This window comes from Actinomycetota bacterium (assembly GCA_030017835.1).
Classification (GTDB): domain Bacteria; phylum Actinomycetota; class Aquicultoria; order UBA3085; family Oleimmundimicrobiaceae; genus Yes70-04.
Genome location: JASEGU010000012.1, coordinates 18,739 through 42,170, shown reverse-complemented (window position 1 = coordinate 42,170; position 23,432 = coordinate 18,739). Strand labels below are relative to the sequence as shown.

Below are 23,432 nucleotides of genomic sequence, written 5' to 3'. Positions count from 1 at the left end.
CAATGGTTTTGTGGAAAGGTTCAACCGAACCATCTTGGATGAGTTCTTCCGCACAGCCTTCAGAAAGAAGTTCTATGGCAGTATTGAAGAGCTACAGAAAGATCTGGACGTTTGGCTAAAGTTCTATAACCATGAGCGGCCGCATAGAGGCTATCGCAATCTGGGCCGGCGGCCATATGAGACGTTCGTGGAGGGAAAGAAACTGACCCTTAAAGAGACAAGCACAAGGGGGGTGGGGCCAAGAAGCGAAGCGGCCTAGCACCAAGCCCGCCTAAGGCGGACAAGCGTCCCAAGGGGGAGGACTGTTAGGTAAGCTATTGACTTTTACAGATGAACAATTGAAAAAATTCATCTCTGTAGGAGGCGAAGTATTAGCCTGTGGAACTTGTTTGAAATCAAGACAAAAAGATGAGACACAGGGGCCTGTCCGATGTCCACAATGGTCGATTGCGTCGAGCTGGTCGAGTGGGCGGATAAGGTTGTAACCTTTTAACCAACTGCCAAATAAAGCGTATTGAGGAGATTGCAACCGGTAACGGGCCTATCCCTGATTAAAACATGGTTGCTAAAAATTGGTTTTAACGCAATTTCTTCCTGAATGTTTGGCCGCATACAAGGCCCTGTCTGCCCGTCTGATAAGTTCCTCTATTTCGGCATCCCCGTCACGCAGGCCGGCAATGCCGAAGCTGGCGGTTAATCTGATCTTCTTGTCCCCAAAGGAAATCTCCAGTCTTTCGATATCCCCCCTGATCTTTTCTGCTATGGCAATGCTGTCCTCCCCCTTCACCTCCTGAAGAAGTAGAACGAATTCCTCCCCGCCCCAGCGGGCCGCGACGTCATTCTTTACCGTTCTTTTATGCCGAATGCAAAGGATGGAGTCGAGGTCACACTTCTTGGCTCCTTTGACATGAAGGTCGCCAGGGTGAAGCGCGACTGGCCGCTTGCCTAGCGTTGTGGCTTGCACAGTACCCTTCAACGAGGGCGTTGGCATCATTGATATTCGCTGGTTCCTCTCAAGCGCATCTCTTTTACCAGCCTGTCTTGGTGGGTCTTAAAACTCCTCTCTATCCTGCCCTTAGCCTGTGGGCTGGGGCGCTTATGAGCTCGATCCCCAACTCTTCTGCTGCTCTCTCAAACTGGGCCGCGGGCTTGGGCTTCCCCCCATGAGTTCTTCTTTCAGCGTGAGCGGCCGGTTGACCGCGTAAGTGCTGTGCTTGTCGAGGTAAATGCTTTGGGGAATGCCATAAATCTCGATATATCTTCTCAAGGCCCCCATGGCTGAAAGCGTGCCTTCATGCTCGTAGAAGCGACCAGAGACAGAGCCGGTTGCGTCATCGACGAAGCCCATCAGGGTAAGCCTGGGACCTCGGTCTTTTAGCCAATCATGATCGGAGCCGTCCATCTGGATCATCTCTCCGAAGTGTTTCTTTCTTTCTCGCCAGCTTCGGTGAGCCTTCCTCTTTCTTCTCGTCTTAAAGTTCCCCTCTTCGATCAGCCAGCGTCTCAGGGTCTCCTTGCTTATCTTGATACCATCAAGCGTGAGTAGCTTCTCGCAAAGAAAGTGTGGGTCCAAAGCCTTTATATTTCTCTCATAGAGGCTTAAGATGTGTTCTCTGAGCTCTTCTGGCTTTTTTCTGTTTGACGGTCGGCCTCGAGATTTATGGATAACACCCTTCACTCCTTCGTCCCTTACTGCCTTGACCACCGTGGGCATCTGTCTTTCTGAGATTCCCACAAGCTTTGCCGCCTTCTTCTGGGTAATCTCTTTTTCAAGGAACTTCTTTGCCGGCGGGAGCTTTCTTAGCTCTCTGGTTCTTATCACGATAATCTCCTTTTTCAGCAACACATCCTCCTTTGAAAGAGGACATTTTAACATTGCTGAAAGCGGACATTATCATTTTGCTGTAACAAGTTAATGGTTCGGTGTTATAATACCTTGACCTCATAGAAGGGGAATAATCTTGGATTCTCTGGACGAATTTGGTGCTGAAGATATAGCTACCGACTTAAGCCTTCCCAAACCAAGGGAGGGTAATTCCTTTTTGGCCAAAGCGACCCTGATCGTTATGGCAGGTACCTTGGGAAGCAGGATATTCGGCTTCATTCGTGAAGTCTTCATGGCAGCCTACTTTGGGAGCGGTCTTGCGGCCGATGCTTACAGAGTGGCTTACGCTATCCCCAACATGCTGCTTCAGCTCTTTGGAAGCGCGGCGATAGGCTCGGCTTTTATACCGGTAATCACCAAATACTTGACAGATTCCGATGACAAAAATTTGAATTTGGTGGCAAGCAGCGCGACCAACATCCTCTTTGTAATATTCACCGTCTTCATGGTGGGCGGCTTCTTCTTGGCTCCCCAGATAACCAAACTAATGGCTCCAGGCTTCCTTATCGATCCGGCAAAATTCGAACTCACGGTTACCATGACCCGTATCATGCTTCCAACCATCTTATTTCTGGGTATGGCAGGTTTCGTCATGGGCATGCTCCACTCCTTCAATCGCTTTGCGGCCCCGGCCTTTGCTCCGGTCTTCTTCAACATCGCCGTCATAAGCTCAATTGTTCTTTTGACCCCAAGCCTTGGTCCTTTTAGCCTGGCCATAGGCGCAACGGGGGGAGCCTTAGCCCAACTAGTCTCTCAACTTCCATCGCTCAGGAGGGTTAGCTGGAAATACTCTTTCACCATGGTCTTGGATCATCCGGGCGTCAAAGAGATAGGGCGGCTCATCTTACCGATAGTATTCAGTCTGGCCAGCATAGAGATAAATGTCTTCATCGACACCAGATTCACCTCGATACTTAAAACCGGCAGCGTTGCGGCCCTTCACTATGCCTTGCGTCTCTGGTATCTTCCGATGGGTCTTTTTGCCGTGGCCATCTCAACAGTCCTCTTCCCGGTCTTCTCCCGTCAGGCGGCCAAGAATGATATCTTGGGCCTAAAGGGCTCCTTCTCGCTTGGCCTCCGCCTCGTATTTCTGGTCCTGATCCCGACTACCGCCTTCATCCTGGTGCTGGCCAAGCCGATTGTGGCCCTAACTTTCGAGAGGGGGGCCTTCGGTCCGGATGCGACCGCATCAACCGCCTATGCCCTGGTCTTCTATACCATTGGACTCACGTCGTCGGGAGCGCTCCACCTCATCAACAGGGCTTTCTACTCACTAAAGGATACCTTGACCCCGACGATAGTCGCCATCATCGCTATAACGATAAATTACTTCGGCGATTGGGCCCTTGTGGGACCCCTCAAACACGGTGGGATCGCCCTGTCGACCTCAGTCGTTATGACCTTCAATTTTGTCTGTCTGCTTCTGATAATGAAGAGACGGCTCGGTCAAATCGGAGGCAGAAGGATGGCCGAGACCCTAATCAAGGCCGCCTTGGCCTCATCGATTATGGCCATCGCCGCTCTATATATTTGGCGCTACTCTAGCACCTTGCTTGGAAGTTCAACCAAGGGTCAACTCGCGGCTTTCATCGCTGCCCTTTCCATCGCCGGTCTCTCATTCATCTTTCTGGCCAGACTCCTCAAGATGGAGGAGTTATCCATCTTTTCTGATCTTTTGAAGAAGAGACTCAAAAGATAGGTTGGTAAAATTATGGCCAAAGTAGACCCCGGAAATATCAGAAACTTTTCGATAATCGCCCACATAGATCATGGCAAGTCCACCTTAGCCGACCGCCTGCTCGAGGCAACCGGGACGATTTCGAAGCGGGACATGAAAGAGCAGGTTTTGGACCGGATGGACCTGGAGCGGGAGCGGGGGATAACCATCAAGGCCCAAGCGGTAAGGATCACCTACCAGGCTAATGACGGTAAAGCTTATGTCTTAAATCTCATTGATACTCCGGGTCATGTAGATTTCACTTACGAGGTTTCAAGGAGTCTGGCCGCCTGTGAGGGGGCCCTCTTAGTGGTCGATGCCACCCAGGGAGTCGAGGCACAGACCATCGCAAATACCATCTTGGCTTTGGATAACAATCTGACCATCATTCCGGTGATAAACAAGATTGATCTTGCAAACTCCGATCCTGAACGGGTCAAGCGTGAGATCGAGGAGAGCCTGGCCATCGATGCGACCGATGCCCTTCTGGTCAGCGGCAAGACCGGTCAAGGGGTCGATGCGGTTCTAGAGATGATAGTCTCTGAGATTCCCGCTCCAAGCGGCGATTCAGGCGAACCCTTAAGGGCGCTCATATTCGATTCGGTCTACGATCCTTATCGTGGCGTCATAATCTTTGTTCGGATATTCGACGGGCGTTTGGCCTTAAGGACAAAGATAAAGATGATGGCCATGGGCAAGGTAGCTCAGGTTGAAGAGGTCGGGATTTTTAGGCCAAACATGACTTCGAAAGGCGGCCTGTCCGCCGGCGAGGTGGGTTACATCATCTCCGGGATCAAGGTTCTCAAAGACGTCAAGGTGGGTGATACCATCACTGAAGAGGCGAGGCCTGCCAAGGAGCCGCTGGCCGGCTACCGCGAGGTAAAACCAGTCGTCTTCTGCGGACTATATCCGGTCGATGGCGGCGAGTATGAATCGCTGCGCGAAGCTCTCGGTAAATTGAAACTTAACGACCCATCCTTCATCTTTGAGCCGGAGACATCCAAGGCCTTGGGTTTCGGCTTTAGGTGCGGCTTTCTCGGTCTCCTTCACATGGATATCGTCAAGGAGAGACTTGAGCGCGAGTATCAGTTGGATCTCCTTGCCACCTCTCCCAACGTTGAATATAGGGTGACTATGAGGGGAGATGAGGTTGCGACTCTAAGCAATCCGGCCGATTTTCCACAAATTGGCGAGGTCGAGAAGATAGAAGAGCCATTCGTCTCTCTCACCATCCTCTTGCCGTCGGAATATGTCGGAGGGATCATGGACCTCTGTCAAGGCAGGCGGGGGGAGTTTAAGGATATGCAGTATTTGAGCGATGACCGGGTAAGGCTCCACTACCATCTCCCCTTGAGCGAGATGATGCTCAATTTCTACGATATCCTCAAGTCCAGGACCAAGGGATATGGTTCGATGGATTATGAGTATATCGGATATAAGGAGTCAGACCTCGTCAAACTGGACGTCCTTCTGGCCAGCGAGCCGGTGGACGCCCTCTCCATAATCGTCCATAAGGATTTTGCCCAGAGCCTCGGCCGAGGTCTGGTCGAGAGCCTTCAAGAGATAATCCCCCACCAGCTCTTTGATGTTCCCATTCAGGCCGCCATCGGGAGCCGGATAGTAGCCAGAGAGACGATCAAAGCCAAGAGGAAGGACGTGCTGGCCAAATGCTACGGTGGTGACATCACCAGAAAGAGGAAGCTTCTTGAGAAGCAGAAGGCTGGCAAGAAGAAGATGAAGAGCATAGGCAGAGTCGAGGTCCCCAAGGACGCCTTCTTGGCCGTTCTGAAGGTGGACAAATAGCAACTTGGCTGAATAATATGAGCCAATCCAAAGAGACCGGAATATATATTCACATCCCCTTCTGTCGGTCCAAGTGCGCCTATTGCAATTTCAACTCAGCAAGCGGCCTCGAAGACCTCATCCCAACCTATGTTGATGCTCTCACAAAAGAGATTAAGAGCAGGGCGCATCAGGCTGGACCAAGAGAGGCGAGATCCCTATATTTCGGGGGCGGCACCCCAACCATCCTTTCCGGCGCAGAGCTCGAAACCATTCTTGCGGCTATATTCGAAAATTTTGCCTTGGGCCAAGATTTGGAGATAACCATAGAGGCTAACCCGGAAGGCCTCAGCCTCTCCTATTTAAATGATCTGATTCGGCTCGGTTTCAATCGCCTGAGCCTTGGAGCCCAATCCTTCGATGACGACTTTCTTCATCTCCTTTGGCGACGCCATAGCGCAGAAGAGGTTGAACGGGCGGTCGGTATGGCTACAAGGGCAGGCTTTGGAAACATCAACCTCGATCTCATCTTGTCGTCGCCTCTTGGCGGTGGGAAAAATAATGAAATGACGCTAAAGAGGGCGATTTCTCTTAAGCCAAGTCATATATCGGCCTATATGCTTGAGATTCACAAGGGGACTCCGCTTTTTGATATGGTGAGCTCAAGTTCGTTTAAACCATTAGAGGAAGAGATTCAAGCCGAGACGTATCTCTCATCTATAGAGACTCTGATCGCTGCAGGATTCAACCAATATGAACTCTCTAACTTTGCCAAAGAGGGCCTTGAATCGATCCACAATATGATCTATTGGCGGGGCGGCAATTACTACGGATTTGGGGCCGGAGCCCACTCTTTTTTGGGGGGGAGGCGCATAAAGAATATCGAAGATCCCCGCTCCTACGTAGAGGTCGCCCTTGTGAGCGGGGCGGCGGCGGACTCCTTCGAAGAGCTTTCAAGAAGAGATGGGCTCTGTGAGCGGATCATGTTGGGACTTCGTCTTACGGAAGGACTGGACCTCATCAAGCTAGAGGAAGAATTTTCAACGGAGGAGATCGATCAGATTATTTTGCGAGCCCAAATATTCGTCGATATGGGGCTCATGACTCGAGGTGAGCGCCTCAGGCTGACCCCCAGTGGCATGCTCGTCTCCAACGACATTTTGGCCCGCCTCATACCGGATTAAGACTCTGCCAAGGGGGATGATAATCTGCTATAATCTTGGCAGTCATTTAACAGGAGTGCTAAAGTGCCAGCTTTAGATGGTCGAAAAGAGAAGATACTCATAGCAGTCGTCGAGGACTATATCAAGAGCGCAGAACCCATCAGCTCCCAACGTATCGTCGAGAATCATAACATTAGGGTCAGTTCGGCCACGGTCAGAAGCGAGCTATCTTCACTCGACAAGAGCGGCCATCTCTTTCAACCGCACACCTCAGCCGGCAGGATACCTACCGATAAGGGTTATCGTTATTATGTCAACGTCCTGACCCAAATGTATAAAGAGAGAGCCTCCTTCGAGGAGAGCGCCCTTTTAAAAACCCTTATTGAGACCGGAAATGAGATGGACGGTCTGATAAGGGAAGCCTCAAACATCCTCTGCAGGCTGACCAACATGGTCTCTTTCGTCAACGCTCCCTCCTTCAAAGAGAGTCGTCTAAAGCATATCGACCTTATCATGATAGACAATAACAGCCTGCTTATGGTCATCATAACCAACACCGGCAGAGTCTTCAAAAAGGCCGTAAATATCGATTTTCATTTAACCGAAGAGGCGCTGGAAGCGGCCGAGAAGACTTTGAACGAAAAGCTGAATAACTCAAACCTTAAAGAGATTGCGATTTTCGGCCAGAATTTGATAGAACTCCCCTTGGGCCAACGCAAAATCGCAGATATCGTCATGACCCACATTCTAAACCTTCTTCTGGTCGGTGAGCGCGACTTTCTGATTGAGGGAGCCTCCAACATCCTGCTTCAACCAGAATTTAAAAATACGGGTCTTGCGGTAGAGATTCTTGATGGCTTGAAGGACGGCGAGCTCATCTCGGATCTCTTAACAGACGGCTCGGCGCTCGGCCAGACGGTTGTTCGAATAGGTGCGGAGAATTATAAGGAAGAGATGAAGGGGTGTAGCATAGTCTTTGGCTCATATGGTTTTGGCGAAGTCCGTCTGGGGGTAATCGGCATCGTTGGTCCGGTGCGGCTCGATTATGTCCAGGGGATCTCGGCCGTGAATGCCGTAATCAAGAGGCTCAACTCCTTTTGCAGTCTATTCAATCACAAGAGGGAGATTTGATGTCGAAGAGGGACTATTACGAGGTCTTGGAGGTCGGTCGAGGGGCTCCAGAGGGCGAGATAAAGAAGGCTTACAGAAGGCTTGCCCATAGGCATCATCCCGACAAAAATGGGTCTAACTCAGTTGCCGAAGAAAAATTTAAAGAGATTGTGGAGGCCTACGAAGTTCTCTCGGACTCGGATAAGAGAGCTCATTACGACCGCTTCGGTCACGGCGCTTCCGCCCACACTCTGGGCGGGTTCGACATCATGGATGATCTCTTTGGCGGTCTCTTTAGCGGTTTTGGTTTCGGCCAGACTGCCAGACCGATGAAGGAGAGGGGAGCAGACCTCCTTTTTGAGGTGGAGATGGATCTCAAAGAGACCCTTAAGGTCGCTAAAAAGAGCATCAAAATCGAAAGGGAGACGGAGTGCTTAAAGTGCTTCGGAAGCGGCTCAAAGGATGGCAGAGAACCGATAACCTGCTCTAATTGTGGCGGGAGAGGCATTGTCCAGACCACCAAAAGGACGGCTTTTGGCACGTTTAGCAAGGCTCATACTTGTCAGTCTTGCGGCGGCCGGGGCAAGGTGATCGGCGTGGCCTGCGATGCTTGTAATGGAGAGGGCCGCGTTCCTAGTGCTTCAAGCGTCCCTTTCGACATACCGTCAGGGATTATGGACGGGTCCCGCCTGGTTTTAAAGGGCGAAGGTGGAGCCGGCTTGCGGGGTGGAGCGCCGGGCGATCTCTACATCGATGTCTCAGTAAGACCACACAAGTATTTTCAAGTCAGAGGAAGCGACCTTCTTTGCAAGTATGCCGTTAACTTCAGTCAGGCCGCTCTTGGAGCACGGCTCGAAATCTTAACGCTGGATGGCAAGGAGACCTTGGATATTTCTCCGGGCGTTCAAACCGGCACCATCCTTAAACTAGCCGGCTGTGGTCTCTTCCAAATGGGGGCCAAGAAGAGGGGAGATCAACTGGTTGAGATCAGGGTCGTAACCCCAAGTGGACTGTCGGCAGAAGAGAGAGGCTTGCTTGACGAACTTTCCAAGATCGAGCCGCCAGGTGGCGGCATGATCGAAACAAATTGACGTGAAAACAGGCGGTAGATTGCAGCATATCGAGCTCAAATCGGACATACCAAACGAAAACCTTGAGATTTCCCCTTCGCTTCCAGCATACTATTACCCGATGGTTTCGCACTTAAGGAGGGAGGTTCGGCCTCTCAATTGACGGCTTATTTCGAAGAGTGGGGTTCTCTTCACGACCTTGAAACCGATTTTTTCGGCCTCATTGTCGGCCAGGGCATTAAGGAGGCGGCCATCAATAGATGGATTACGGCGGCCTCTGATCAAGACTGGCCGAGCGGTTGGGAGAGGTATTTTAAGTCTGCCCGGGTTGGTGAAGATGACCACGCCTAGGTTTTTCGTACCCAAAGAGAAGATCGCCTCCCAATTGGTTACCATCGAGGGAGAGGAGCTGCGTCACCTAAAGAATGCGATCCGCCCAAAGGCCGGCGACCGGGCCGAGGTCTTCGATGGTTTGGGCAATCTCTATCTCGTCGAGCTAACAGAGGTCGGCAAGGATAGGGCGCTGGGCCGCCAAGTTTTAGCTTCGACCCATGAAGAGAAACCCGCTCCAACGCTAACGCTTTGCCAGTCCATCCTAAAAGGGCCGGCCATGGATTTGGTCATCCAGAAAGCGACCGAACTTGGAGTAAACGGCATCTACCCGGTCATGACCGAGCGGTCAGTAGTCGAGATCTCAATCAAAAAGGGCGAGGATAAGGTAAATCGCTGGCAAAGGATAGCCATCGAGGCCTCCAAGCAGTCTAAGCGCCTTCATATTCCAAAGGTATTCCCCATCATGGGAGTAAACTATCTTAAATCGGTCATCTCATCTTTGGATTTTACGATATTGTTTTGGGAGGAAGAGAGGCTCAAGACCGTAAAGCAAATAAGAGATGAGAGTGGAAAACCTTCATCTATCGGGGTTATCATCGGCCCCGAGGGCGGTTTTCCAGAGGGTGAGGTCGATCTCATAAAGGGCCTCGGCGCCAAGGTTGCAACTCTTGGCAAGAACATCTTGAAAGCCGAGACGGCCGCCATCGTCGCCCTTGCCGTCATCGCCCACGAGTTTGGGGGCGACCCTTGAGAGAGAGCTTAAGATTTGCCGCGGCGACGCTCGGTTGCAAGGTGAATCAGTACGAGACCGATAGAATAGCAAAGAAGCTCTTGAATGCGGGGATATCCGAGGTCAGCTTCTCATCTCTAGCTGACCTATACATCATAAATACCTGCAAGGTCACGGGGGAGACCGAGGCCAAGTCGAGAAAGATAATCCGGCGGGCCTCTAGAATTAACCCCAAAGCCCTGGTCGTTGTGACCGGCTGCTATTCGCCGGCCGACGAAGGTTGCTTGCTGGCTGAAGTGGGTGCCGATCTCTTCATAGAAAACAGCAACAAGGACTCCCTTGCCGAGGTAGCCTTGGCCCATCCTAAGATCCGAGGATTATTATCGGACAGCGAAAAGGGTGTTAAAGGGACCAAGCCAAGAACTAGGGCTCTTCTTAAGGTTCAGGACGGTTGCGACCAACACTGTTCCTACTGCGTTATACCCTTTACAAGGGGCGCGCCAAAGAGCCGTGACCAAAAGAGTATAATCCTAGAGGCTCAAGAGTTGGCCCAAAGCGGCGCAAGAGAGATCGTCTTGACGGGGGTAAATCTGGGTTCATTTGGTCGCAACCGTCCGGAAGAAGATTGTCTTGAGAGTCTCATCGAGAACGTCTGCAAAATAGACAAGATCGAAAGGATTAGGCTGAGTTCAATAGAGTTAAGCGATATAAGCGATCGTCTCATATCCTTGATGGGGGAGGGCTCCAAGCTTTGCAGACACCTTCACATACCTCTTCAGAGCGGCTCAGACAACGTTTTAAGGGCGATGAATAGAAACTACACAGCCGATCAGTTTCTCGAGCGGATATTGACCCTCAAGGCTCGGATAGAAGATATCGCCATCACTACCGATATCATGGTCGGGTTTCCGGGCGAAACCGAAGCCGATTTCGAGCGGACTCTCGCCCTGGCTGAGGCGGTATCCTTTGCCAAAGTACATGTCTTCAAATTCTCATCGAGGGAGGGGACAGAAGCGGCCGCCATCACTGCCAGAGTCGATTCACCCACAAAGAACGAGCGCTCCAGACGGCTGATCGAGCTGGCTGGTAAGATGATGGGCTCCTTTTTAGCCAGATTCATCGAAAGGAGAATGAAGGTTTTGGTTGAAACCTTTAATGGTGAAGACGGCTCGGTTATCGGCTCGACCGATAACTATCTTAAGGTGGCGGCGACCGGCAATCAAAAGATGGTTGGCAACATCATTGAAATGAGGATACTGGCCCGATCTTGCGACAAATTATCTGCCGAGGTATTGTAAGTTCATCAACCGATCGAAAGGGTGGTTTTTGTGGCCGATTGTATTTTTTGCAAAATAATAAATGGACAGATACCAAGCGAGATAGTTTTCGAAAGCGAGACGGTCATCGCCTTTCGAGACATAAATCCCCAGGCCAAAGTTCACATCTTAATACTGCCCAAGAAACATATGGAGCCAATGGGAGAGATAAGCGCAAAGCAAGCCGAAGTGATGTCCGATATTTTTATGGCTGCCAAAGAGATAGCCTCTAGGCAGAAGATTGCTCAAAGTGGTTTTAGGTTGATAATGAATGCGGGCAGCGATGGGGGCCAAGAGGTTCCACATCTGCACATCCATCTTTTAGGCGGTCAAAAGATGGGGAAATTGGTCTAATTATAGGAGGTAGAAGTGAGCTTAAAGGATGATATCGCGAGGGACACAAAGGTCTCCATGAAGGGATCTGCGTCAAACCCAAAGGAGAAGATGAGGCTAAGCACGCTGCGCCTCCTATTGGCCGAGATAAAAAATGTTGAGATAGATAAGAAGACGAGCCTCAAAGACGATGAGATAATTGAGGTTGTAGCCAAGCAAATAAAGAGGCGCAAAGAGTCCATCGAGGGCTACAAGAGGGGTGGTCGGGCCGAGATGGCCGCAAAGGAGGCCGAGGAGATGGAGATCCTTACCGCCTATATGCCGGCCCAGCTCTCAGCCGAGGAGATAGAGAGGGTCATATCGGCCAGCATCGAAGAGCTATCGGCCAAGGGAGACGTCAATATGGGCCTGGTCATGAAGGATGTAATGGCTAAACTCAAAGGGCAAGCCGATGGGCGGCTCGTCAGCGAACTGGTCAGTTCGGCCTTGGAGAAGGAAAATTGACCGGATGCCTTATCGACCAGTTAGGATAAGATTGATATAATCTTTTTTAAAGTGCCAGATGTGATGACTTGAAGGTGATAAAGAAGGATAAACGAGCCAAGATCCTGGTGCCCAGCGACCAATCGATGGTCGAGCTTCTGGGTCAAGGGGATGAATTTCTAAAATTAATAGAGGCCGGCTTCGATGTCGATATTCTGGTCAGAGGAAACGAGATAGACATATCGGGAGATGTAGAAGAGGTCGACCTGGTAATGGGTCTGATCAAGGAGTTGTTGTCCATTTTGGAAGCTGGCAATCAGCTTGAACGGAGCGACGTGGGCCGGACAATAGACTTGGTAAAGAGCGCGGATGTTATATCCCCCAAAGAGGTCTTTACCGAGAAGATAATGGTCCACCGGGGAAAGATAATACGGCCCAAGACGGCCGGACAAAAAAGATACATAGACGCCATAAAGAAAAACACCTTAACCTTTGCCATAGGTCCAGCTGGAACCGGAAAGACCTACCTAGCCATGGCCATGGCGGTAAAAGCCCTCAAAGAGCAGTCTATCTCAAGAGTCATCTTAACCAGGCCGGCCGTTGAGGCCGGAGAAAAACTTGGCCATCTACCAGGAACCATGGTGGAAAAGGTCGATCCTTATCTGCGTCCTCTCTTCGATGCCCTCTATGACATGATGGATGCGGCCGAATTCCAGAGATACATGGAGCAAGGGATAATTGAAATAGCCCCCTTGGCCTACATGCGGGGCCGGACACTCAATGATGCCTTCATAATCTTAGATGAAGCCCAGAATACCTCGGCTGAGCAGATGAAGATGTTTCTAACCAGGCTCGGCTTTGGCTCCAAGATGGTCGTGACAGGAGATACCACCCAGGTAGACCTGCCAAAGGAGATGAGCTCTGGGCTCGTGGTCATTGAGGATATTCTGTGCCAACTAGACGAGGTCGAATTCATACATCTGACCTCGGGTGATGTGGTCCGGCATAAGCTGGTTCAAAGGATAGTCGAGGCATACCGTCTCTTTGCTGAAAGGGATGATATGATAGTCTCAGATCCCGCGAAAAAGGGGACTTGAGGCCGATGTCTCCCGTCTTAAGCAGGGTCGCCAAGCGGCTTAAAGAGAATAGGGCCATCGGCGATGATCGATTTCAAAAGATTATCCTGGCCTCATTTATCTCCTTTCTCCTGATCCTCATCCTGTCGCTGGATATTACCCCCCAAATTAAGGACATAAGGGAAGGAAGCCCTAGCCCAAGGACGATAAAGGCTTCCAGGGCCATCGAATTCATAGACGATGAAAAGACCGAGGCAAAGAAGGAATCGGTTGCCAGTGCCGTAGAAGAGGTCTTCAAGAGGGATGTCACGGCCAAAGATAGGGCAGTCACCAAGCTCGACGACTTCTTCAAAGCGGTTAGCGCTGTCAAAAAAGGCAACGATAGGAGCAACTGTCTCATAATCCTCAAAGAGGAATACGGGGCGGCCATCTCGGATCAATCCCTCCTCATCCTCCTTGAATTGAACAACTCAGAGTTTGCAACCTTCACAGAAAAGACAAAAAGCCTCCTCACTAGCATCATGGCTGGAAATATCTTGGAAGAAGATATCTCGGACAAGAAGGAGGAGTTAAGGGGCCTCTCGACCATGCTTTCACTTCCACGGGTCCAGATTGAGGCGGCGGCCGAAATAGGGGCGGCCTTCATCGAGCCCAACTATTACTACGACAAAGACGCGACCGAGATCCTGAAGGCGGAGGTGGTTGCCGAAGTGGAGCCCTATCTGGTCAAGAAGATGCAGGGAGAGGTGATAGTGCGCGAAGGGGAGCTGGTCTCAAACGATCATTTGAAGGTACTCTCAGAGCTTGGGCTCTTGAAAGAGAAGCTAGATGTGCGAAGACTGGTTGGAGAAACCCTCTTCATCTTGAGTCTGATCTTGATCTTTGCCGTCTACGCCCATAAATTTGAGAGGGATCTTTACGATAATAATCCCTTACTTCTTCTCTTCGGGCTACTTCTACTCATCGTATCCTTCATAGCTAAGACGATAGCCCCTTACTTCTCAAGCTATCTGGTCCCGATTGCAGCCGCCTCGATGGTCGCAACCATCATTCTCGGCTCCAATATGGGCATCTTGATGGTAATGATCTCGACGCTTGTAACAACACACATAGTCGGGGGCAATCTTCAATATTTCACAGTGGCCATCCTCGGCGGGGTATTCGCCGTCTATCTGGTCTCAGATATATCCCATCGCCACGATCTTACCAAGGCCGGCCTTATCTTGAGCCCGTCCATGTTCTTCATCTGCTTTACGTCCGATCTTACGTTGGGCGCTCCCATTATGGACGCGCTCAAGAATGCCGCTTGGGGTTTTGCAAGCGGAGTCTCTTCTGCGGTCATCACCATCGGGGCATTGCCCTTTTTAGAGTCTGGTTTTGGGCTGACGACCGACGTCAAACTCTTAGATCTTGCCAATACTACCCAGCCACTCCTAAAAGAGCTGATGACAAAGGCCCCGGGCACCTACAACCACAGCGTTATGGTCGGCAACCTGGCCGAAGCTGCGGCCGAAGAGATAGGGGCAAATCCTCTTCTCGCTCGGGTCGGAAGCTACTATCACGACATAGGCAAACTGAAAAGACCATTCTTCTTCGTTGAGAACCAGGCAAGCTGCGATAATCCGCACGATAAGACCAACCCGAACTTGAGCTACTTGATCATAAATGCCCATGTAAAAGATGGGGTAGAGCTGGCCAAAAAAAATAGGCTTGGCTATGAGATAGTCAAGATAATAGAGCAACATCACGGAACCGGCCTGATCACATACTTCTATCATCGGGCCAAGGAGATAAACGAAAAACACGAGGTGAAAGAGGTTCAATTCCGCTACACCGGCGAGAAGCCGACCACCAAAGAGGCGGCCATCATCATGCTGGCCGACTCGGTCGAGGCGGCCGCCCGGACCATCACCAAGTTATCTCCTGCCAGGTTAGAGCAGTTAGTTCGGAAGGTAATTCATGGCAAACTTGACGACGGTCAGATGGATGAGAGCAACCTTACCTTAAGCGACCTTGAGGGAATATCAAAGTCTTTTGCCAATACCCTGGCCAGCATCTATCATTCAAGAATCGAGTATCCCAATCTGGAGCTGATATCGCAATCTAAGGGGCTTTCAAAATTTGGAAATTCAACTAATAGATAAGCAGAGCGATCTCAAACTGAATGGATGGCTCATAAAGAGGCTGGCCAAATTTGTCCTCAAGTCTTTGGGTCAAGGGGAGTCTGTCGAGCTCTCTTTGGTCTTAGTGGACGAAGAGGAGATGGAGGACCTAAATTTGGAATATCGCGACATCGAAAAGCCGACCGACGTCCTCTCATTCCCTTTATACGATGACTTCTCAAATTCAAATAGCAATAGACCTTTAATCTTAGGTGACGTCATCATATGCCCGAGCGTTGCCAAGAGGAATGCCTTAGAAAGTGGAATCGATTTTCTAAAAGAGATCGATCTCTTGGTCGTTCACGGCATCCTCCATCTCTTGGGTTATGATCACGAAACAGAAGAGGAGGCTGATATCATGGAGAGTAAAGAGGCCGAGATTTTAAAGACATATTATGGAGGCGATCTTACAACTTGATGAAGAATAGCAGCTTTGTAGGCAGCTTAAACAATGCGATCGAGGGGGTAATCCACGTTCTGGAGTATCAGCGCAACATCAGGGTGCACTTCATCGCGGCCTTCACCGTCTTGGCTTTAAGCTTATATCTTGGGGTGAGCCGATTGGAATTTATGCTTCTCCTCGTCTCGATAGCTTTGGTTCTTAGCGCCGAGCTTATCAATACGGCCATTGAGGAGACGATAGATCTTACGATCGACACTCACAATGATAAGGCCAAAATAGCCAAGGACGTGGCTGCGGGCGCAGTCTTGATAACCAGCGTTAACGCCATCATAACCGCATATTTCGTCTTCTTCCCGCTACTTGAGCGGGCCAGCAGCTCGTTTCCGGCCCGGATTAGGCGCTCACCGATACACTTGACCATAACCGCCTTTCTAATCATATCCATCTTAATTGTGGCGGCAAAAGCCTTGACCGGCTACAAAAATTATATCAGGGGTGGCTGGCCGAGTGGCCATACCGCCCTTGCCTTCAGCGCCCTTACGGCCATCGCCATCTTGGGAGACAACATGACCCTTACGACTCTGGCCTTCATCCTGGCAGCTCTGGTCTCTCACAGCCGGGTTCAGGCTGGCATACACTCCTGGTTTCAGGTCTTTTCGGGGGCCATCGGCGGATTTCTGGTTACGGTCTTAATGTTTCAGGCATTCTATTTTTAATCGGGGGTAGGGACCTTGGCTTCAGGAACTCTAATAAAGATAATCGGCTTTCTCTTTCTACTGGTTCTTTCGGCCTTCTCCTCGATGTCGGAGACGGCCATAACTTCGGTCAATAAGTTACGGATAAAACAACTGGCCATGGAGAAGGACGAGAAGGCCATATTCTTAGAAAAGCTTCTAGACGATCCCAGCAGATTCTTGGCGACAACGCTCTTCCTAAACAACGTGGTCAACATCGCGGCGGCCTCGCTGGCCACGGTCGTCATAGCCGAGTACGTTTCCAACTATGCGGCCGCCGTCTCCACTGGCGTCGTCACATTCTTCGTTTTAGTGTACGGAGAGATAACTCCAAAGACGTTTGCGGCTCAAAACGCCGAAAATCTATCCTTGCGCCTTGTCAAACCGGTCCTCTTCCTCTCTTTCATCTTATATCCGGTGGCCCACCTTCTGATCGGGATAGCCAACCTCTTCATCCGCCTCTTTGGCGGCAATCCATTGAATAAGGGCCCCTTTGTTACCGAAGAGGATTTGAAGACCCTGGTGATCGTGGGAGAGGAAGCCGGCGTCATCGAAGAGGAAGAGAAGGACATGATCCACAGTATCTTCGAGTTTGGCGATACCATGGTCAAAGAGGTCATGATCCCAAGGATCGATATTGTCGCCGTCGAAGACAACTCCTCCATAAAGGATCTTTTGGACGTAATAGTCGAAAAGGGGCATTCCAGAATACCCGTCTATGAGAGCACAGTTGACAATATGGTCGGCATCGTCTACGCCAAGGATCTCTTGGCCAATCCCAGAGAGAACAGGCTAAATAGCCTGATAAAGGGCCTCATCCATCCCGCTTACTATGTTCCCGAGACCATGAAGCTAGATGACCTCTTGCGAGAGTTTCGAAATCGCAAGACCCATATGGCCATCGTGGTTGATGAGTATGGAGGTACGGCCGGCCTTGTTACCATCGAGGATGTGCTAGAGGAGATAGTCGGCGAGATATTCGATGAATACGACCTGGAGACGGTCATGTTGGAGAGGCTGGATGACAATAACATCAGGGTCGATGCCAGACTCAGTATCGACGAGATCAACGAGGTTCTCGGCATAGATCTTTCGGATGTAGATTACGAGACTATCGGCGGATTCGTCTATAACCTGATAGGCAAGATACCGACGACCGGAGAGACGGTAGATTTCGATCTGCCGGATGGCTGGAGGCTCACATTCGTGGTGGAGAAGGTCATAAAGCGGCGCATCTCCAAGATACTCATCACTAAAGAGAAGAGCGAAAGGGGGGCGGAGGGAGCATAGACGATCAAAGCCTGGTTAATCTCACTAAAGAGGCCAAAACCAAAGCTTACGCCCCTTACTCAAAATTTGAGGTCGGAGTGGTTTTGCTCGGCAAAGATGGACGCGTATTTACCGGAGCAAACATCGAGAACGCCTCCTATTCCTTATCCATCTGCGCCGAAAGGGTTGCGCTATATCGGGCGATAATGGAGGGTTGCAAGGAGCTTGAGCTAATCGCCCTCTCGCCTGGGGCCTTAAGTTTCATAATGCCTTGCGGCTCCTGTCTTCAGACGCTTTCTGAATTTGGGTCTGACATAGTGGTTATGGTCTCAAAAGGGGAGCCGAATGAGATAGAGAAATTCAAATTGAGCGAGCTTCTGCCAAGGGCATTTCTGCTCTCTTGACCCAAGAGGGGAGCATCTTTTGCAAGTAAAGAGAGTTGAAACCTTCGATTCCAAAAATATAGAAGAAATGGTCGAAATCGAGACGGAGAGTTTCGACCGCGGCGGCTTAAACGAATGGACCCTGCCCGTTTTCATCAGATACGGCGGGGTCTTCGTTCTAGAGGATGGCGGCGATATCTTGGGTCTCGCCGAGCTCATAAGGGACTGGGATGATCGGACCGTCGCCTTTCTGGTCGGATTTTCTATCATAGCCGGCCTGAGGGGTGAAGGTCTCGGCTCAACCCTCCTAAGCGGCATTCTCAAAGCTCTAAAATCGGGCGGCATTGAGACGGTAAGACTTACCGTCTCGAATGATAATCTTGCTGCCCGCCGTCTCTACGAGAGCTTCGGCTTTCTTCAAGACGGGATGCTAAAAGACGAATATGGCGCCGGTCGCGACAGGGTCTCGATGCGCCTCGATCTGAAGGAGCAGTGATTTGGAGAAGGGTTTCAAAAGCGGTTTTGTGGCCATAATTGGCCGGCCCAACGTGGGTAAATCGACCCTCATAAACTCTCTTTTGCAGAGGAAGGTCGTCATCGTTTCCGATAAGCCTCAGACCACCAGAAACAAGATAAGATGTATCTTGAATCAGGGTGGAGCTCAAGTGGTCTTTTTGGATACGCCAGGTCTCCACAAGCCACATGATCTTCTGGGCGAGGAGATGAATGAGTGGACTCGCAGCGCCCTCTTCGAGGTGGATGTGATCCTGTTTATGATAGACGCCTCAAAAGTCATAGGCCGAGGAGACGCCTTTATAGCCAATCAGCTGGCCGGCCTTGATACCCCGGTGATTTTGGTCTTAAATAAGATGGATCAAGTCGACGAGGTTCAGTTGGGTCTCCAAGAGGAGATAGGCAAAGATCTTGGAGAGTTCAAAAGGATCATTCCAATCTCGGCCTCGACCAAAGAGAACCTGGACGAGCTTTTATATGAGGTAATCGAGCTCCTCCCCGAAGGGCCCAAATACTACCCGGACGACTTAGTGACCGATCAGCCAGAAAGCATGGTAATCGCAGAATTTATCCGTGAAAAGGTCTTCGATCTGACCAAAGAAGAGGTCCCCTACGGTGTCATGGTCGTCGTTGAAGAGGTATCCAAGAGGGATGGAGATGATATCATAGACATTCACGCCGACATCTTTGTCGAAAGGGATTCTCAGAAGGGGATAGTTATCGGCAAAGATGGGAGCATGATCAAAGAGATCGGCAAGAGGGCCAGGCTAGATATCGAACGACTTTTGGGAAGCCAAGTCCATCTAAACTTAAGAGTCAAGGTCAAAAAGAAGTGGCGAAAAGACGAAAGGGTTGTATCTGATTTAGATTATTGATGTTGAAGGGGGCTCTTTGAAAGAGCGAAACCAAGTCATCTTAAAGACGATAAACAGGCTTCTTCAAGAGGAGAAGACAGAGAGGGTCACGGCCGTCTTGAGCCGTCTGCATCCGGCCGATGCTGCCGAGATAGTCGGAAGCCTCGATGAAGATCACCAGAAGGCTATATTCGAGGGGTGGGCTCCCGACCAATCGGCCAGTGCCTTCCTCGAGCTGGAAGAGGAAGATCAGGTCGATATCGCCGAAAATCTCACCCTCTCAGCCATCTCTGAGATCTTGAATGAGATGCCTGCAGATGATGCCGCCGACCTCATTGCCGACCTCTCAGAGGAGCTGGCCGAAAAGATTCTTCGCTCGGTCAAAGCCGAGGTCGAACAGGAGATAAGGGCGCTTTTAAAGCACGGCGAAGATACGGCCGGCGGCCTCATGATACCCGAGGCCATAACCTTAAAGAAGAACATGACAGCCTCAGTGGCCATAGACGAGCTTAGAAAGATGGCTCCCAAAGTTGAGAGCATCTACTACATATTCGTCATCAACGATGAAAACCAACTGGTTGGGGTGGTCTCACTTCGCGACCTCATCATCGCCCCGGCAGATTCTTTGATCAAAGAGATAATGAACCCCGATGTCATCTACGTCGAGGCAACAGCCGACCAAGAGGAGACGGCCAAACTCATCTCCAAATATGACCTCTTGGCCCTGCCGGTCGTAGATGCCGAAAACAGGCTGCTCGGCGTGGTTACCGTCGACGATGTCTTAGACGTCTTCGAGGACGAGGCCACCGAGGATATGTACAAGCTATCCGGTGCGACCGATATCGAAGAGAGCGATGTCATGAAGAGCCCGTTTTATAAGGTCATCAAGGCCCGCTTTCCCTGGATAGCCATAGCCCTGGTTGGGGAGGTCTTGATCGTCGGGGCCATAGCGGCCCATTATAAAGGGCTGCTCGTCACCCTGCCGGCCCTGGCCATCTACTGGGCCTGTATGACCTCGGTCGGCGGAAATACCTCTTTTCAGGCCTCGACGGTGGCGGTTAGGGCTCTGGCCATAGGCGACCTGGACCAGAAGACCGTTCTGATCCGTATTCTAAAGGAGCTCAGGCTCTCACTAGGTATTTCTATCATTACGGCCGCGATACTATTCTTAATAGCCATGGTCTGGCAGGAGGTTCTAATCCTGGCCGTGATCGTGGCCCTCGCGAACGTCTTCATCGTCGTCTCAGGGGCTTTGACCGGAGCCGTAATACCGGTTCTATTCAATACCCTTGGCATCGATCCCGCCGTCTCCTCCAATCCCTTTTTGGCCCTGGTCATGGATGCCTTGAGCCTCTTCATATATTTCTATACCGCGACCATAATACTCAAGTTTTTTTGAAAGGACAGATCTTTGAAAGGGGAGACCAATGATAGCGGCAGAATTGGCAAAATTTATCGACCATACCTTGCTCAAACCGGAGGCGACAAAGGATGATGTGCGTCGTCTCTGCGCCGAGGCCATAAAGTACGGTTTCGCTTCGGTCTTCGTCAACTCACACTTCGTTCCCCTAGTCAGCACCGAGCTCAAATCGAGTGGGATAAGTGTCGGCACAGTGGCCGGCTTTCCTCTAGGTGCCTCGGCGACCGCCATCAAGTCATTCGAGGCTGCCATGGGGGTGATGTCTGGGGCAAACGAGATAGATATGGTGATGAATATCGGCCTCATCAAGGAGAGAAACGAGGTCGGATTCTTTACCGATATCTTAACCGTTGTCGAGACGGTCCGGTCGGCCGCGGCCGAAGCGGGCAGGGATAATTCCCTGGTCAAAGTGATAATTGAGACCTGCTATCTGACCGATGAGGAGAAGCTGATCGCGGCCAAATTGATCGAGAAAGCCAAGGCCGACTTCGTCAAGACTTCGACGAGTTTCGGCCCCAAGGGGGCCGATGTCAGGGACATCTCTCTGCTTAAGAGTGCGGTCGGACCAGGCTTAAAGATCAAGGCTTCCGGGGGAATTCGAGGCTATGAGCAGGCCATGGCGATGATAGAGGCCGGAGCCGACCGCATCGGAACCAGTTCGGGAGTTCAAATAATGGAAGAATTCTTAAATCAGAACGAGAGCGGCAAGGGTTGACCAACTCCCGTCGGCAGGTGATCAAAATTGTCATCACACGAGCCCAGGGGTTCGCTTTATAAAACCAAAGGGATCATCCTAAGGTCGATAAGGCTGAGAGAGGCCGACCGGATCGTAACAGTCCTTACAGAATCCAAGGGCAAAATAGGTGCAGTTGCCAAGGGTGTCAGGAAGACCAAGAGCAAATTTGGGGCTAGGCTTGAACCATTCAACCTCGTTGAGCTGCTTTTATATAAGGGCAGCAATCTGGATACGATAACCTCGGTCGAGATAATAAATCCCTTCTCTTCGATTAGGAATGATTTCAATAAGGCTACTTATGCCCTGGCCATGCTCGATCTGATCGACAAGGTCAGCTTGGATGTGGCCGATAAAAGGGTATTCGATTTTTTAATAACCGGCTTTGAGGCTCTATCAGCGCTCGATATTAATCTCGACCTATTTTTGGCAGCCTTCGATCTAAAGCTTCTCTCGCTCTCTGGCTTCATGCCTATCCTTGGCCGCTGTTTATCCTGCGGGCTTTTGGTCTCTTTGGCTCCGGAGATTTTTATTTCGCCTGCAAAGGGCGGTATAATCTGCAAAACTTGCGCACATGAGGCCATCCTATCTGGTGAGCGGGATCACTTGATATCATTAAAGAATAAGACCGCCGAGCTACTCCTTACCCTTCTCAAGTCGAGCGGCAAGGATTTTGAACAGATTGACATCCCACGAGATCTCACCGCTGAGGCTATATCTGTCATCTCGGGCTACGTCGACCATCACGTAGCCATCCGCTTAAAGAGCAGAGATTGCATAAGGAAGCTAAAGGGCTCCTTCCAAAGCTCCTAACCGATCCAAAGGGGCCCAGGGCTGGAGCCGGCCTTGGTAAAAAAATTCAAAAATTTAAGTGCCTTCCTTTTGACTCGACGCCTTGATTCCATTATCATCTAGAAAGCTAAAATACGGCTTAAACGTAAGCCTTAAAAGGTTAGTGCATTGACAATATTTGGCTTTCACAAAATGGGCTCTCATCTCTCGTTCAGCAATGTAAGAGGGAGGTTTTTTATTGCCGATATTTGGAGCACTTGAATGAATTTTCAAGACATAATAATGAACCTGCACTCCTATTGGTCATCCTATGGCTGCGTGATAGCTCAGCCCTACGATCTCGAAGTGGGGGCGGGAACATTTAGCCCCCACACCTTTCTTCGCTCCTTGGGTCCCGAACCCTGGAAAGTGGCCTACGTCGAGCCGTCCAGAAGGCCGACCGACGGTCGTTACGGAGAGAACCCAAATCGACTTCAACACTACTATCAATTTCAGGTCATCTTGAAGCCATCGCCCGATGATATTCAGGAAATATATCTCGATAGCCTAAAGAGACTTGGGATAGAGACCAAAGAGCACGATGTCCGTTTCGTCGAGGACGATTGGGAGTCCCCGACGCTCGGAGCTTGGGGGCTCGGCTGGGAGGTCTGGCTCGATGGCATGGAGATAACCCAGTTTACCTACTTTCAGCAGGTGGGGGGGATAGACCTCAAACCGATTTCGGTCGAGCTGACATACGGGTTGGAGAGGATAGCCATGTATATCCAGGGCAAAGATAGCGTTTACGACCTGGCCTGGAACGATGAGATAACCTACGGGGAGGTCCACCGCCAAGGAGAGGTCGAGTGGTCCAAATACAATTTCGAAGTGGCCGACACCAAGATGCTCTCCGATCTTTTCGATAGGTTCGAGGCCGAATCGAAAGCGACCTTGGGTAGCGGGCTCGTTCTTCCAGCTTACGATTATGTTTTGAAGTGTTCCCACGTCTTCAATCTTTTGGATGCGCGCGGTGCCATAAGCGTCACCGAGAGGACCCGGTTTATAGCGAGAGTCAGGGATCTGGCCAGAGATTCGGCAGGCGCCTACTTGGCTCACAGGGAGAGCATGGGCTTTCCGCTTATGCGTTAGTCAATTTAAGTTTATAGCAATAATCTTTCTATTTTGGAGATCT

At 50.6% G+C, this 23,432-nt stretch carries 25 protein-coding genes; 23 read left to right on the top strand and 2 right to left on the bottom strand.

The features are described 5' to 3' along the window. Nucleotides 1-259, top strand: a 259-nt coding sequence (locus QMD53_04465; GenBank protein MDI6799911.1) for an integrase core domain-containing protein, incomplete at its 5' end; no start/stop codon positions are given. Nucleotides 260-565: 306 nt separating this feature from the next. On the opposite strand, the gene QMD53_04460 is transcribed toward QMD53_04465, so the two are convergent. Together QMD53_04460 and QMD53_04455 are read right to left on the bottom strand one after the other, a co-directional pair. Next, nucleotides 566-964 carry a diguanylate cyclase gene (locus QMD53_04460; protein MDI6799910.1) on the bottom strand — a complete coding sequence of 133 codons (399 nt, stop codon included), beginning with the start codon at nucleotides 962-964 and terminating at the stop codon, nucleotides 566-568. 132 nt (nucleotides 965-1,096) lie between these two features. Then, nucleotides 1,097-1,843: a hypothetical protein gene (locus QMD53_04455; protein ID MDI6799909.1), complete on the bottom strand. Its 747-nt coding sequence runs from the start codon at nucleotides 1,841-1,843 to the stop codon at nucleotides 1,097-1,099. Nucleotides 1,844-1,961: 118 nt separating this feature from the next. Here QMD53_04455 and murJ point away from each other — a divergent pair, with 118 nt between their 5' ends. The 22 genes from murJ to glyQ all read left to right on the top strand — a co-directional run bounded on the left by murJ (nucleotide 1,962) and on the right by glyQ (nucleotide 23,389). After that, nucleotides 1,962-3,584, top strand: a complete 1,623-nt coding sequence (murJ, locus tag QMD53_04450) for a murein biosynthesis integral membrane protein MurJ (protein ID MDI6799908.1) — start codon at nucleotides 1,962-1,964, stop codon at nucleotides 3,582-3,584. A gap of 12 nt (nucleotides 3,585-3,596) precedes the next feature. Further along, entirely contained in the window at nucleotides 3,597-5,405 is a 1,809-nt protein-coding gene (gene lepA / locus QMD53_04445) for a translation elongation factor 4 (GenBank protein MDI6799907.1), read from the top strand. A 17-nt stretch (nucleotides 5,406-5,422) separates the two neighbouring features. Continuing rightward, a complete protein-coding gene (hemW, locus tag QMD53_04440) occupies nucleotides 5,423-6,568 on the top strand; it encodes a radical SAM family heme chaperone HemW (GenBank protein ID MDI6799906.1) in 1,146 nt (381 codons plus the stop codon). 63 nt (nucleotides 6,569-6,631) lie between these two features. Continuing rightward, nucleotides 6,632-7,678, top strand: coding sequence for a heat-inducible transcriptional repressor HrcA (hrcA, locus tag QMD53_04435; protein MDI6799905.1), 1,047 nt, complete (start codon nucleotides 6,632-6,634; stop codon nucleotides 7,676-7,678). Then, nucleotides 7,678-8,748, top strand: a complete 1,071-nt coding sequence (locus QMD53_04430) for a J domain-containing protein (GenBank protein ID MDI6799904.1) — start codon at nucleotides 7,678-7,680, stop codon at nucleotides 8,746-8,748. Before hrcA ends, QMD53_04430 begins: the two co-directional genes overlap by 1 nt. 138 nt (nucleotides 8,749-8,886) lie before the next feature. Beyond that, nucleotides 8,887-9,078, top strand: a complete 192-nt coding sequence (locus tag QMD53_04425; protein ID MDI6799903.1) for a hypothetical protein — start codon at nucleotides 8,887-8,889, stop codon at nucleotides 9,076-9,078. After that, a complete protein-coding gene (locus QMD53_04420; protein ID MDI6799902.1) occupies nucleotides 9,065-9,811 on the top strand; it encodes an RsmE family RNA methyltransferase in 747 nt (248 codons plus the stop codon). The genes QMD53_04425 and QMD53_04420 overlap by 14 nt, the downstream gene beginning before the upstream one ends. Further along, nucleotides 9,808-11,088, top strand: a complete 1,281-nt coding sequence (gene mtaB, locus QMD53_04415) for a tRNA (N(6)-L-threonylcarbamoyladenosine(37)-C(2))-methylthiotransferase MtaB (protein MDI6799901.1) — start codon at nucleotides 9,808-9,810, stop codon at nucleotides 11,086-11,088. The genes QMD53_04420 and mtaB overlap by 4 nt, the downstream gene beginning before the upstream one ends. 30 nt (nucleotides 11,089-11,118) lie before the next feature. Beyond that, nucleotides 11,119-11,460 carry a histidine triad nucleotide-binding protein gene (locus tag QMD53_04410; protein MDI6799900.1) on the top strand — a complete coding sequence of 114 codons (342 nt, stop codon included), beginning with the start codon at nucleotides 11,119-11,121 and terminating at the stop codon, nucleotides 11,458-11,460. A 15-nt stretch (nucleotides 11,461-11,475) separates the two neighbouring features. Next, nucleotides 11,476-11,943, top strand: a complete 468-nt coding sequence (locus tag QMD53_04405) for a GatB/YqeY domain-containing protein (protein MDI6799899.1) — start codon at nucleotides 11,476-11,478, stop codon at nucleotides 11,941-11,943. A gap of 68 nt (nucleotides 11,944-12,011) precedes the next feature. Beyond that, nucleotides 12,012-13,019: a PhoH family protein gene (locus QMD53_04400; GenBank protein MDI6799898.1), complete on the top strand. Its 1,008-nt coding sequence runs from the start codon at nucleotides 12,012-12,014 to the stop codon at nucleotides 13,017-13,019. Between the two features lie 5 nt (nucleotides 13,020-13,024). Continuing rightward, nucleotides 13,025-15,142 carry an HDIG domain-containing protein gene (locus tag QMD53_04395; GenBank protein MDI6799897.1) on the top strand — a complete coding sequence of 706 codons (2,118 nt, stop codon included), beginning with the start codon at nucleotides 13,025-13,027 and terminating at the stop codon, nucleotides 15,140-15,142. Further along, on the top strand, nucleotides 15,120-15,578 hold the full coding sequence (gene ybeY, locus QMD53_04390; GenBank protein MDI6799896.1) for an rRNA maturation RNase YbeY: 459 nt from the start codon (nucleotides 15,120-15,122) through the stop codon (nucleotides 15,576-15,578). The genes QMD53_04395 and ybeY overlap by 23 nt, the downstream gene beginning before the upstream one ends. Continuing rightward, complete coding sequence (locus QMD53_04385; GenBank protein ID MDI6799895.1) at nucleotides 15,578-16,279, top strand: diacylglycerol kinase; 702 nt, start codon at nucleotides 15,578-15,580, stop codon at nucleotides 16,277-16,279. Before ybeY ends, QMD53_04385 begins: the two co-directional genes overlap by 1 nt. Before the next feature lie 15 nt (nucleotides 16,280-16,294). After that, entirely contained in the window at nucleotides 16,295-17,587 is a 1,293-nt protein-coding gene (locus tag QMD53_04380) for a hemolysin family protein (protein MDI6799894.1), read from the top strand. Between the two features lie 11 nt (nucleotides 17,588-17,598). Beyond that, entirely contained in the window at nucleotides 17,599-17,970 is a 372-nt protein-coding gene (gene cdd / locus QMD53_04375; protein MDI6799893.1) for a cytidine deaminase, read from the top strand. Between the two features lie 19 nt (nucleotides 17,971-17,989). Beyond that, complete coding sequence (locus QMD53_04370; GenBank protein ID MDI6799892.1) at nucleotides 17,990-18,445, top strand: GNAT family N-acetyltransferase; 456 nt, start codon at nucleotides 17,990-17,992, stop codon at nucleotides 18,443-18,445. Between the two features lies 1 nt (nucleotide 18,446). After that, nucleotides 18,447-19,337 (top strand): GTPase Era, encoded by an 891-nt coding sequence (era, locus tag QMD53_04365; GenBank protein MDI6799891.1) that lies wholly within the window; start codon nucleotides 18,447-18,449, stop codon nucleotides 19,335-19,337. Nucleotides 19,338-19,353: 16 nt separating this feature from the next. Then, nucleotides 19,354-20,715, top strand: coding sequence for a magnesium transporter (mgtE, locus tag QMD53_04360; GenBank protein ID MDI6799890.1), 1,362 nt, complete (start codon nucleotides 19,354-19,356; stop codon nucleotides 20,713-20,715). Between the two features lie 28 nt (nucleotides 20,716-20,743). Continuing rightward, nucleotides 20,744-21,451, top strand: coding sequence for a deoxyribose-phosphate aldolase (gene deoC / locus QMD53_04355; GenBank protein MDI6799889.1), 708 nt, complete (start codon nucleotides 20,744-20,746; stop codon nucleotides 21,449-21,451). A 27-nt stretch (nucleotides 21,452-21,478) separates the two neighbouring features. Next, nucleotides 21,479-22,282 (top strand): DNA repair protein RecO, encoded by an 804-nt coding sequence (gene recO / locus QMD53_04350; GenBank protein MDI6799888.1) that lies wholly within the window; start codon nucleotides 21,479-21,481, stop codon nucleotides 22,280-22,282. Nucleotides 22,283-22,522: 240 nt separating this feature from the next. Beyond that, on the top strand, nucleotides 22,523-23,389 hold the full coding sequence (glyQ, locus tag QMD53_04345) for a glycine--tRNA ligase subunit alpha (protein MDI6799887.1): 867 nt from the start codon (nucleotides 22,523-22,525) through the stop codon (nucleotides 23,387-23,389). Nucleotides 23,390-23,432: the final 43 nt, after the last annotated feature.

What these genes read in the sequence shown, in the direction of transcription:
- QMD53_04430 (MDI6799904.1), top strand. Translation starts at nt 7,678, where the DNA reads ATGTCGAAGAGGGACTATTACGAGGTCTTGGAGGTCGGTCGAGGGGCT.
- lepA (MDI6799907.1), top strand. Translation starts at nt 3,597, where the DNA reads ATGGCCAAAGTAGACCCCGGAAATATCAGAAACTTTTCGATAATCGCC.
- hemW (MDI6799906.1), top strand. Translation starts at nt 5,423, where the DNA reads ATGAGCCAATCCAAAGAGACCGGAATATATATTCACATCCCCTTCTGT.
- deoC (MDI6799889.1), top strand. Translation starts at nt 20,744, where the DNA reads ATGATAGCGGCAGAATTGGCAAAATTTATCGACCATACCTTGCTCAAA.
- glyQ (MDI6799887.1), top strand. Translation starts at nt 22,523, where the DNA reads ATGAATTTTCAAGACATAATAATGAACCTGCACTCCTATTGGTCATCC.
- QMD53_04420 (MDI6799902.1), top strand. Translation starts at nt 9,065, where the DNA reads ATGACCACGCCTAGGTTTTTCGTACCCAAAGAGAAGATCGCCTCCCAA.
- QMD53_04395 (MDI6799897.1), top strand. Translation starts at nt 13,025, where the DNA reads ATGTCTCCCGTCTTAAGCAGGGTCGCCAAGCGGCTTAAAGAGAATAGG.
- QMD53_04385 (MDI6799895.1), top strand. Translation starts at nt 15,578, where the DNA reads ATGAAGAATAGCAGCTTTGTAGGCAGCTTAAACAATGCGATCGAGGGG.